The following is a 10,829-nucleotide window of genomic DNA, read 5'->3' on the forward strand; positions in this document are numbered from 1 at the left end:
TGGATTGTTTTCAATAGCTCCAGCATTTAGAGCACCAACAGCAGATTTAAATACAACTGTTGGATTAGCACTATTAACAACAATAACATTCTTAGGAACAAGTTTTAAATTACATGGAGTGCTTGGTTATTTAAAAGGGTTAATAGAACCTATGCCGTTTATGCTACCAATTAATATAGTTGGAGAATTAGCAAAACCAACAAATATATCAATTCGTTTGTTTGGAAATATGTTTGCAGGAATGGTTGTTTTAGGACTTATTTATAAAGCGGCACCAATGGTAATACCAGTGCCATTACACTTATATTTTGATATATTTAGTGGAGTAGTACAAAGTTTTGTATTCTTAATGCTAAGTATGGTTTATATTCAAGGTTCATTAGGGGATGCAGAGTATCCCAGTGATAAATAGAGAAATAATAAAAATTGTATTTTAAAAAAACTTAGGAGGTAAACAAATATGGATTTAATGTTAGCAAAAACAATAGTATTAGCAGCATCAGCAATTGGAGCAGGATGTGGAATGATCGCTGGTATAGGACCAGGAATAGGACAAGGATATGCAGCTGGTAAAGCAGTAGAATCAGTAGCTAGACAACCAGAAGCAAAAGGAGATATCATTTCTACAATGGTACTAGGACAAGCAATATCTGAGTCAACAGGTATCTATTCATTAGTTATCGCATTAATCTTATTATACGCTAACCCATTCGTAGGAATGCTAGGATAATAAAAAATAAATTACTCTATTAGAGTAATGCACCAATACTTTTTAGGAAGGGAGGTAGAACACTTGGCACCAACAAATATGCCTGCAGTATCGATAGATATAAATATGTTTTGGCAAATAATAAACTTTTTTATTTTATTATTTATATTCAATAAATATTTTAAAGGTCCATTAATGAAATTATTGGATACTAGAAGAGAAAAAATAGCTGAAGAATTTTCGGAAGCTCAAAAAAATAAAGAAGAAGCTAAAGTTAGAAATAATGAGGCCGAACTTTTATTAAAAGAAGCTAAAGAAGAAGCAACAAAAATCATTCAATTAGCTGAGAAAAAAGCTGATGAAAGAAAAGAAACTATTGTTTCAGAAGCAACAATTCAAAGAGATAAACTGTTAAAATCAGCAGAATTTGAAATTGAAAAAATGAAACAAGCAGCACAAACTGAGCTAGAAGTTGAAATGAACGGATTAGCAATAAAGTTAGCTGAAAAAATAATAAAAGAGAATTTAAATTCTAACTTAGAAGCTGCCCTGGCTGATAATTTTATAGATGAGGTAGGGGGAGTAAAATGCTAGGAAATCAAATTGGTAAAAGATATGCAGAAGCAATTTATAAAGTTGCTGAAGATAGAAATCATGTAAAATCAATATATGAAGTTTTAAATTCTGTTATGGAATTATATAAACAAAATATTGACTTTAGAAATTTCATTACGCACCCTTTAATTAAGGAAACTGAAAAGAAAGAAGCATTAAATAAGATTTATGCTGATTCTAAAGAGGGAGTAGAGATTCTATTTTATATTTTAGAAAAAGGTAGAATTGCACAAATTAGAGAAATAGTAGCAGAATATGTAAAGATAGATTATTTAAAAAATAAAATACTTAATGTTGAAGCTACATTTGCTATTGGAATAAATGAAGAACAAAAAGAAAAACTTTCAAGAAATCTTGAAAATAAAACAGGTAAAAAAATAAAGCTAGTAGTTAAAGTAGATAAATCTCTAATTGGTGGAGGTATTATCAAAATAGGAGATGAAATAACAGACGGAAGTATTCGTAGACAGTTAGAAGTCCTAACACAAAAATAAACTACTTGATAAAATCAGGAGGTGTAATCAGTTGAAAATCAGACCAGAAGAAGTAAGCAATATAATCAAAACTGAGATCGAGAACTATAAAAAGAGTCTTGATGTCAAAACTTCAGGTTCTGTATTAGAAGTAGGAGATGGAATTGCTAGGATTTACGGACTTAGCAGTGCAAAGGCTGGAGAGCTTTTAGAATTTCCTAACGGAATAACAGGAATGGTTCTTAACCTAGAGGAAGACAACGTTGGAGCTGTTATACTAGGTGACTATACAAAGATTAAAGAGGGAGATGAGGTTAAAGCCACAGGTAGAATCGCATCAGTTCCAGCTGGAGAATCTTTATTAGGAAGAGTAGTTAACGCACTAGGAGAACCAATTGATGGTAAAGGTGACTTTAAAATAGAAAGATATATGGAAGTTGAAAGAAAAGCTTCTGGAATCATTTCTAGAAAACCAGTTTCTGAGCCATTACAAACAGGAATCAAATCAATAGATGGAATGGTACCTATTGGTAGAGGTCAAAGAGAACTTATTATCGGAGATAGACAGACTGGTAAAACAGCTGTTGCAATAGATGCGATATTAAATCAAAAAGGAACAGGAGTAAAATGTGTTTATGTTGCAATTGGTCAAAAAAGATCAACAGTAGCACAAATCGTTAAAAGATTAGAAGATGCAGGAGCTATGGAATATACAATAGTTGTTGCTGCTACAGCATCTGAATCAGCTCCACTTCAATACTTAGCACCATATTCAGGAGTAGCTATGGGAGAATACTTCATGGATAAAGGGGAAGCTGTTTTAATAGTTTATGATGACCTTTCTAAACATGCAGTAGCATATAGAGAAATGTCTCTTCTATTAAAGAGACCACCTGGAAGAGAAGCATACCCTGGAGACGTTTTCTACTTACACTCAAGATTACTTGAGAGAGCAGCAAAGTTATCTGATGAATTAGGTGGTGGATCAATAACTGCCCTTCCTATTATCGAAACTCAAGCTGGAGACGTATCTGCATACATTCCAACAAATGTTATATCAATAACAGATGGACAAATATTCCTAGATGCTCAATTATTTAACTCTGGATTTAGACCTGCGATTAATGCTGGTATATCTGTATCAAGAGTTGGAGGATCTGCTCAAATTAAAGCGATGAAGCAAGTTGCTGCTAAAGTTAAGTTAGAATTAGCACAGTATACTGAGTTATTAACATTTGCTCAATTTGGATCTGATCTTGATAAAACAACAAAAGCTCAATTAGAAAGAGGGCATAGAATTATGGAAATTCTTAAGCAAGCTCAATACAAACCATATGCTGTAGAGCAACAGGTTGTATCTTTCTATACAGTAATCAATGGATTCTTAGATGATATCGCTTTAGATACAGTAAGAAGATTTGAAACTGAATTATTAGCTGAAATTAAAAATACAACTACAATTTTAGATGAAATTGTAGAAAAGAAAGCTTTAGACAAGGATCTTGAAATGAAAATTGTAGAAGCTATAAAAGCATTTAAAAAGAATTTTAACTAAAGAGAGGTGGGCGCATGGCTGGAACTAGAGAAATAAAAAATAGAATAAAAAGTGTTCAGTCTACTCACCAAATTACAAAGGCTATGGAAATTGTTTCAACTACAAAGTTTAAGAAATTTTCAACAATAGTTGCTCAATCTAGACCATATTCAGAATGTATTGCTACTATTTTACAAAATATAGCATCTGGAGTAAAAAGTGAGAAACATCCACTTTTTGATGGAAGAGATGAAGTTAAAAAAGTTGGAGTAATTGTAATGACTTCTGATAGAGGTTTAGCAGGAAGCTTCAACAGTGCGACTTTAAAGGCGCTAGAAAAGTTAATTTTAGAAAACAATGGAAAAGAAGTCTCTGTAATAGCAGTAGGAAAGAAAGCAAGAGAATACTGTGCAAAAAGAGATTACGATGTAAAAGCTGAATATACACAACTTATACCAGAAACAATGTTTGATAAAGCTAAGGAAATTAGCGAGAATATTGTTGAGTATTACTATAACAACATTTTTGATGAAGTTTATGTAATATATAATAAGTTTGTATCAGCTCTTCTAAGTGATTTAACAGTAAGAAAATTGATTCCAATTGAAAGAGCTGAAGGTAGTGAGAATAAAGCTTATATATTTGAGCCATCTCCAGAAGATATTTTATCTTCATTATTACCTAAGTATCTTAATATTGAATTATATAAAGCTTTACTTGACAATACTGCCAGTGAGCATTCTGCAAGAAAAAATGCGATGAAAAGTGCAACAGACAACGCTGAGGATATGATTAAAGGGCTAACTTTAGAATATAATAGAAGAAGACAAGCATCGATAACTCAAGAAATATCAGAAATAGTTGGTGGAGCCGCAGCATTAAATTAATAAAATGAGGAGGCAATAGTGGAAAACAAAGGAACTCTTACACAAATAATAGGTCCCGTTGTAGACGTAGTATTTAGTGATAAATTGCCTGCAATTTACAACGCGTTAATCATAAAAGGTGAGAATGGAAAAGAATTAGTTCTTGAAGTTCAACAGCATCTTGGAAATAACGTTGTAAGAACAGTTGCAATGGACGCTACAGAAGGTCTAGAAAGAGGAATGGAAGTAATAGATACTGGAGCTGCAATAACAGTTCCTGTAGGGAAAGCTGTCCTAGGAAGAATTTTAAACGTATTGGGACAACCAGTTGATGAAGCTGGTCCAGTAAATACTGAAGAAAGATTACCAATACATAGAGAAGCTCCAAACTTTGATGAGCAAGGTACAGAAGTAGAAATATTCGAAACTGGAATCAAAGTAATTGACCTACTTGCACCATATGTAAAAGGTGGAAAGATAGGATTGTTTGGAGGAGCAGGAGTTGGAAAGACAGTTCTTATAATGGAGCTTATTAACAATATCGCTCAAGGACACGGAGGATTATCAGTATTCGCCGGTGTTGGAGAAAGAACAAGAGAAGGAAGAGACTTATTTGATGAAATGAGCGAATCAGGAGTAATCACTAAGACATCTCTAATTTATGGTCAAATGAATGAGCCACCTGGAGCAAGACTAAGAGTTGCTCTTACTGGACTTACAGTTGCAGAAAACTTCAGAGATAAAGAGGGACAAGACGTTCTTCTATTTATAGATAATATATTTAGATTTACACAAGCTGGAGCAGAGGTTTCTGCCCTATTAGGAAGAATCCCTTCAGCAGTTGGATACCAACCAACACTAGCTTCAGAAATGGGTAAATTACAAGAGAGAATTACATCTACTAAAGCAGGATCAATAACTTCAGTTCAAGCTGTATATGTACCAGCAGATGACCTTACTGACCCAGCTCCAGCAACAACATTTGCTCACTTAGATGCAACAACAGTTTTATCAAGAAGAATAGCTTCTCTTGGAATCTATCCAGCAGTTGACCCTCTTGATTCAACATCTACAGCTCTTGATCCAGCTATTGTAGGAAATGAACACTACAATACTGCAAGACAAGTACAAGAAATATTACAAAGATACAAAGAACTTCAAGATATCATTGCTATCTTAGGAATGGATGAGCTTTCTGATGAAGATAAGCAAACAGTTTCTAGAGCAAGAAAAATTGAAAGATTCTTCTCACAACCATTTGCAGTTGCTGAGCAATTTACAGGAATGGCAGGTAAATATGTACCAGTAAAAGAGACTATCAGAGCTTTCAAAGAAATAATTGAAGGTCAACATGATGCTCTTCCAGAACAAGCGTTCCTATATGTAGGAACAATTGAGGAGGCAATAGCTAAGGGAAGAGACCTTATGAAGGGAGCTGAGTAATTATGGCAAACTCATTTAGGTTAGAAGTTGTAACACCACTAGCTAAGATTTTATCAGAAGAAGTTGAATTCATTATGATAAGAACTACAGATGGAGATATGGGTATACTTGCAAATCACTCACCATTTGTTGCAGGTCTTTCTACAGGAGAAATGAAAATAAGATCAAATGGAAAAGAAGATTTCTTCTATGTTTCAGGTGGATTTATGGAAATTTCAAATAATGTAGTAACTGTTTTAGCAGATGAAGCTATGAATATAAAAGACATAGATTTAGAAATTGCTAGAAAAGAAGCTCAAATAGCTAAAGAAAAACTTGATAAATTAGCTGAAGATAAAGATTATGCAAATGTGCAAAAAATCTTAACTCAAGCTTTAACTAAAGTTAAAATAGCTGAAAGAATGTTATAAAATAAAAACCTCAGATTAATTTCTGAGGTTTTTTTCTTTATTAAAATAAATAATGAACTTAAATTTATCATTCTCTAAATTTAAAAAATAATGAAGTTTATGTAATTCTAAAATACGTTTAACAATGGATAAACCAAGACCACTACCCTCTATACTATTTTCTATTGCATTTTCTCCTCTAGAAAATGGTTCGAATAAAGAGTCTTTATGAGTAATTTCATTGATAAATTCATTTTCAAAATACATATAATTTTCATTTGAAAATATTTCACATTGAGAATCTTCAGAAGCGTATTTAAACAAATTCTGAACTAAATTATTAATTGCTATTGAAAATAAATTAATATCAATATTTATAAAAAAATCAGAAATGTTTAAATCAATAGTAATATTTTTTTCAAATTCTAAATAATCATATGTATCTACAGAATTAGATATGATATCTTTTACATTATACTTATTTTTAGATATTTTATAATCAATGGAATTTATTTTAGATAAAGTTAATAAACTTTCTGTTAAAGATCTCATTTCTAAAGATTTTTTTAATAAAATTTTATAATAGGTTTTTTTATCTTCCTCTTTAACTTTATCTCTTGCTAAGGCTTGAGAATATAAACATAAAACAGAAATAGGCGTTTTTAATTCATGAGAAGCATTGGAAACAAAAAGTTTTAAATTATTAATTGAAAACAGTAGATTTTTAGACATTTTTTCTAAATTATAACTAAGATCTTGAAATTCATCATTTGAATGAATAATAATATCTTTTGGATGCTCTAATCGTGCTATTTGCTGTGCACTTATTTTTAATTGTGTAATATTTTTAGTTACCTTTTTTGAAAATAAAAAAGTAAAAATAGAAGAGAAAATTAAAGATATTAGTGCAATAAAAATATTGAAAAATAATAATTCATGTAGATGCTCTTTCATAACTGAAAGAGAAGTTCGAAGTGTTAGGAGTTTGTTATTTGGGAGTCTTTCATTATATCTTAAAAACATAACACCAGGAGTATTTTCGCTCTCTTTAATAGTGAATACGCTTTCTCCAATTTTTAAAGAGCTAAAAGTATTAAAATGATGCATCATCATTTTCCCTTTTCTAATTTTTTTAAATGATCTTAAATCAACTTTAATACCATAAGTTTCATCAATAGAGTTTCTCAAGGTTGAAAAATTTTCTGAATTATTTAAACTTTTTAATACTTCATTTTTAATAGAGAGTATGTTCTGTTTATTTCTATAGATATAAAATTTATCAAAAAATAAAAAGTTGAGAAAAAATCCAATAATTATAGTAAAAAAAACTATTCCTAAGGTTAAAAGAAATAGTTTTTTAAAAAAGTTAAGTTTTATTGAATTTTTAATTTGTTTTAAATACATAACCAACTCCTCTTATACTTTTAATATAAGTTTCAAAAGAACCAAGTTTTTTTCGTAGTCTTTTAATAACAGTATCAACAGCACGTTCATCTCCAAAGAATTCAAATCCCCAAACTTCATTTAAAAGAGTTTCTCTAGAAAAAATTATATTTTGATTTCTAAAGAAAAATTCTAAAAGTTGTGCTTCTCTCCTAGGGAGAATAAATATACTTTCAGGAGTAGTTAAAGTAAAAGTATTAAAATCAAAAGTGATATCATTTAATTTAAAAAATGTAGAACTTTCAATTTTAAAGATTTTTTTTAATTTTACAATTAAAAGTTTAGGAGTAAAGGGCTTGGTGATATAATCATCAGCCCCCAACTCAAGTCCTTTAATTTCATCAAATTCATTATCTCTAGCAGTAATCATAATAATTGGTACTGTGGAAATCTGTTTTATAGATTTACAAATATCCCAACCATTTAGTCCAGGTAGATTAATATCTAATAAAATAGCATCAGGTTTTTCCTTTAAAAAAGTATCTATAGCTAAATCTCCACGAGAGATACAAGTAGTTAAAAACCCTTCTTCTATTAAAGAATTAGAAATAATATTAGCAATAGAGATTTCATCTTCAATAATTAGAACTTTTTTCATAATATTCTATCCGTGTTTATGTTCAAAAATAATAGAGATTGGAGTTCCTTCGAATCCGAAAGATTCTCTTAATTTATTCTCGATGTATCTAGAGTAAGAGAAGTGAACTAATTCTGGATAGTTACAGAATAAGATGAATCTTGGTGGTGCTGTTGCTATTTGAGTAGCATAATTAATTTTAACAACTCTACCTTTTCTTGTAGGTGGCTTATTCATTATAATAGCATCACTTATTACAGTGTTTAGTAACCCTGTAGAAACTCTTTTATTATATTCAGCAAAGATCATTTCAGAGTGCTCTAATAACTTAGTAGTTCTTTGTCCAGTTAAGGCTGAAACAAACTCTATTGGAGCATATGATAAGAATGGAAGTTCAGCATAAAGCTCTTCTCTCATTTTTTTCATAGTATCATTTTTCTTATTAGGAATAGTATCCCATTTATTAATAACAATGATAATTGGTTTTTTCTCTTCAAAGGCAATACCTGCAATTCTCTTATCTTGTTCTGTTAAACCTTCACTACCATCAATCATCCAAACACATACGTCAGATCTTTTTATAGTTTTTATAGCTCTTAAAACAGAGTAATACTCAAGATCCTCTTCAACTTTTGATTTTCTTCTAATACCAGCAGTATCAATAAGGATGTATTTATTACCATCAAACTCTATTAGAGTATCAATAGCATCTCTTGTAGTACCAGCAATATCACTAACTATAGTTCTTTCTTCTCCTGAAAGTCTATTAACAAGAGATGATTTTCCAGCATTAGGTCTTCCAATAATAGCAAGTTTTAATCCTTCAACCTCTTCATACTCTTCTACACTTTCCTCAATTGTAGAAGTTATTAAATCAAGCATATCTCCTAAGTTAACTTTGTGTTCTGCAGAGATAGGAATTAAGTGTTCAAATCCTAATCCCCAGAAATCATAAACATCATCTTGTTGAGCTTGGAAGTTATCAATTTTATTGATACAAAGAATAACAGGTTTCTTTTTCTTTCTTAATAAGTAAGCAACCTCTTCATCAAGTGGATTTAATCCACCTCTTCCATCTACAACGAATAAGATAACGTCAGCTTCATTCATAGCAACTTCAGCTTGTTGTTTTATTTTCGACATCATAAAGTCATTATTTCTTGGCTCAAGACCTCCAGTATCAACTAAAACGAATTCAGTACCACTCCATTCTGTTTCTCTGTATAATCTATCTCTTGTAACCCCTGGTTGGTCGTCGACAATAGCGACTCTATCCCCAACCAATTTATTAAATAGTGTTGATTTTCCAACATTAGGTCTTCCAACAATAGCAACAATTGGTTTCATTTAATTACCTCCTAGTTTTATTGTTTTGTGTTATAATATCTTTTTGTTTTTGTTTTTTACCATTATCCTTTTCAACAAAGAGTTTTTTCTTAGTAAAAGGGTTTAACTCTGTATAGTACATAAGTGTAGAATATGTAGATGGAGTAGGTGTGAAAACTTGAACTTGTTCAGGACTTATTTTAAGTTCAGAAGATGCAAATCTTTTAAGATCAAGCATATCCCCTTCATTACATCCTGGGTGTGCTGCAATAAGATAGTATGTTAAAAACTGTTTTTTATTATATTTTTCATTAATTTTGTAGAAACGATTTTTGAACTCTCTCAGAATATTTTTTCCTTGTTTACCCATTAAAGAAAGAATTTTATCTTCAGTATGTTCAGGAGCAATTTTCATTTGTCCTGAAACATGATCTTTGATAATCTCTTCTAAATAGTCATCTCCAAATTTCTTATCATCTAAAATCATATCATATCTAATACCAGATGCAATAAATATTTTTTTTATTTTATCAATAGATTTTAATTTTTTTAAAAGATCTATTTGTTTAGAATGATTTAATTTTAAAGCTGGACATGTTTGGGGATAAAGACATCTTTTATGTGAACAAGATCCAAGTGTTAGTTTTTTAGAGCATTCAACTTGATACATATTAGCAGTAGGGCCACCAACATCAGAAATATGTCCCTTAAATCCTTTAGTACTTGCAAGAGTTTTAATCTCTTTAACTATTGAATCTTCAGATCTAGATATAACAGTTCTACCTTGATGAACAGCAATGGCACAAAAGTTACATTCGCCATAACATCCTCTATGTGTTGTTACAGAGTTTTTTATAGTGTCAAGTGCTTTAACATGTCCATCTTTTTTATAATATGGATGAACATCTCTTTCGAAATCGAGGCCATATATAGCATCCATATCATCACTTGTAAAGTTTTCAGATGGTGGATTTTGAATATAGTATCTATCACCAATTTGTTGACATAATCCTTTGGCTGTTATGGGATCACAATTAACATAAAAAGTTTCAAAAGCTTTTATAAAATTCTCTTTTCTTTCTACACATTCTTCATATGAAGGAAGAGAAAGATAGTTTTTCTTAGGCTCTTTAGATATATATGCAAGACCTCTAATATGTCTCCAATCTTGATTACTTTTAATAGCTCTAGCAAGAGCTAACATTGATTTTTCACCCATTCCATAAGATAGAATATCTGCTTTAGCATCAAACAGAATAGAACGTCTAAGAGAGTTGCTCCAATAGTCGTAATGAACAATTCTTCTTAAACTTGCCTCAATTCCACCTAAAACAATTGGAACGAGACTATTTTTAAAGAAACGACGAATAAGATTAGTATATTGAATAGAAGCTCTATCAGGTCTTCTATTATTGATACCTCCTGGAGTAAAATCGTCACTTTTTCTTTTTTTC

12 protein-coding genes are annotated in these 10,829 nt (G+C 30.8%); 8 read left to right on the plus strand and 4 right to left on the minus strand.

Going from position 1 to position 10,829, the window contains the following annotated elements; translation table 11 throughout:
• The 8 genes from Q0V09_RS03895 to Q0V09_RS03930 form a co-directional block, all read left to right on the plus strand.
• On the plus strand, positions 1 to 412 hold a 412-nt coding region (locus Q0V09_RS03895; RefSeq protein WP_297487246.1), incomplete at its 5' end, for a F0F1 ATP synthase subunit A.
• Positions 413 to 460: 48 nt separating this feature from the next.
• Positions 461 to 730, plus strand: a complete 270-nt coding sequence (atpE, locus tag Q0V09_RS03900; protein ID WP_297406247.1) for an ATP synthase F0 subunit C — start codon at positions 461 to 463, stop codon at positions 728 to 730.
• Between the two features lie 63 nt (positions 731 to 793).
• Positions 794 to 1,303 (plus strand): F0F1 ATP synthase subunit B, encoded by a 510-nt coding sequence (gene atpF, locus Q0V09_RS03905; protein ID WP_297406245.1) that lies wholly within the window; start codon positions 794 to 796, stop codon positions 1,301 to 1,303.
• A complete protein-coding gene (gene atpH, locus Q0V09_RS03910) occupies positions 1,297 to 1,818 on the plus strand; it encodes an ATP synthase F1 subunit delta (protein ID WP_297487248.1) in 522 nt (173 codons plus the stop codon). The genes atpF and atpH overlap by 7 nt, the downstream gene beginning before the upstream one ends.
• A gap of 31 nt (positions 1,819 to 1,849) precedes the next feature.
• On the plus strand, positions 1,850 to 3,352 hold the full coding sequence (gene atpA, locus Q0V09_RS03915) for a F0F1 ATP synthase subunit alpha (RefSeq protein WP_297406242.1): 1,503 nt from the start codon (positions 1,850 to 1,852) through the stop codon (positions 3,350 to 3,352).
• 14 nt (positions 3,353 to 3,366) lie between these two features.
• Positions 3,367 to 4,218 carry an ATP synthase F1 subunit gamma gene (atpG, locus tag Q0V09_RS03920; RefSeq protein ID WP_297406240.1) on the plus strand — a complete coding sequence of 284 codons (852 nt, stop codon included), beginning with the start codon at positions 3,367 to 3,369 and terminating at the stop codon, positions 4,216 to 4,218.
• Positions 4,219 to 4,236: 18 nt separating this feature from the next.
• Positions 4,237 to 5,640, plus strand: a complete 1,404-nt coding sequence (atpD, locus tag Q0V09_RS03925; RefSeq protein WP_297406238.1) for a F0F1 ATP synthase subunit beta — start codon at positions 4,237 to 4,239, stop codon at positions 5,638 to 5,640.
• A gap of 2 nt (positions 5,641 to 5,642) precedes the next feature.
• Positions 5,643 to 6,050, plus strand: coding sequence for a F0F1 ATP synthase subunit epsilon (locus Q0V09_RS03930; protein ID WP_297406236.1), 408 nt, complete (start codon positions 5,643 to 5,645; stop codon positions 6,048 to 6,050).
• Between the two features lie 15 nt (positions 6,051 to 6,065).
• On the opposite strand, the gene Q0V09_RS03935 is transcribed toward Q0V09_RS03930, so the two are convergent.
• From Q0V09_RS03935 to Q0V09_RS03950, 4 genes are all read right to left on the minus strand, one after another.
• On the minus strand, positions 6,066 to 7,433 hold the full coding sequence (locus tag Q0V09_RS03935) for a HAMP domain-containing sensor histidine kinase (protein ID WP_297487251.1): 1,368 nt from the start codon (positions 7,431 to 7,433) through the stop codon (positions 6,066 to 6,068).
• Positions 7,414 to 8,070 (minus strand): response regulator transcription factor, encoded by a 657-nt coding sequence (locus Q0V09_RS03940; RefSeq protein WP_297487253.1) that lies wholly within the window; start codon positions 8,068 to 8,070, stop codon positions 7,414 to 7,416. The genes Q0V09_RS03935 and Q0V09_RS03940 overlap by 20 nt, the downstream gene beginning before the upstream one ends.
• Positions 8,071 to 8,076: 6 nt before the next feature.
• Positions 8,077 to 9,396 (minus strand): ribosome biogenesis GTPase Der, encoded by a 1,320-nt coding sequence (gene der, locus Q0V09_RS03945; protein WP_297487255.1) that lies wholly within the window; start codon positions 9,394 to 9,396, stop codon positions 8,077 to 8,079.
• A 4-nt stretch (positions 9,397 to 9,400) separates the two neighbouring features.
• Positions 9,401 to 10,829: YgiQ family radical SAM protein (locus tag Q0V09_RS03950; RefSeq protein ID WP_297487257.1), on the minus strand; the 1,429-nt coding region annotated here is incomplete at its 5' end.

Origin of the sequence: uncultured Cetobacterium sp. (assembly GCF_947039425.1) — a bacterium.
Classification (GTDB): domain Bacteria; phylum Fusobacteriota; class Fusobacteriia; order Fusobacteriales; family Fusobacteriaceae; genus Cetobacterium_A.

What these genes read in the sequence shown, in the direction of transcription:
- Q0V09_RS03935 (WP_297487251.1), bottom strand. Translation starts at nt 7,433, where the DNA reads ATGTATTTAAAACAAATTAAAAATTCAATAAAACTTAACTTTTTTAAA.
- atpH (WP_297487248.1), top strand. Translation starts at nt 1,297, where the DNA reads ATGCTAGGAAATCAAATTGGTAAAAGATATGCAGAAGCAATTTATAAA.
- der (WP_297487255.1), bottom strand. Translation starts at nt 9,396, where the DNA reads ATGAAACCAATTGTTGCTATTGTTGGAAGACCTAATGTTGGAAAATCA.
- atpE (WP_297406247.1), top strand. Translation starts at nt 461, where the DNA reads ATGGATTTAATGTTAGCAAAAACAATAGTATTAGCAGCATCAGCAATT.
- Q0V09_RS03930 (WP_297406236.1), top strand. Translation starts at nt 5,643, where the DNA reads ATGGCAAACTCATTTAGGTTAGAAGTTGTAACACCACTAGCTAAGATT.
- Q0V09_RS03940 (WP_297487253.1), bottom strand. Translation starts at nt 8,070, where the DNA reads ATGAAAAAAGTTCTAATTATTGAAGATGAAATCTCTATTGCTAATATT.
- atpG (WP_297406240.1), top strand. Translation starts at nt 3,367, where the DNA reads ATGGCTGGAACTAGAGAAATAAAAAATAGAATAAAAAGTGTTCAGTCT.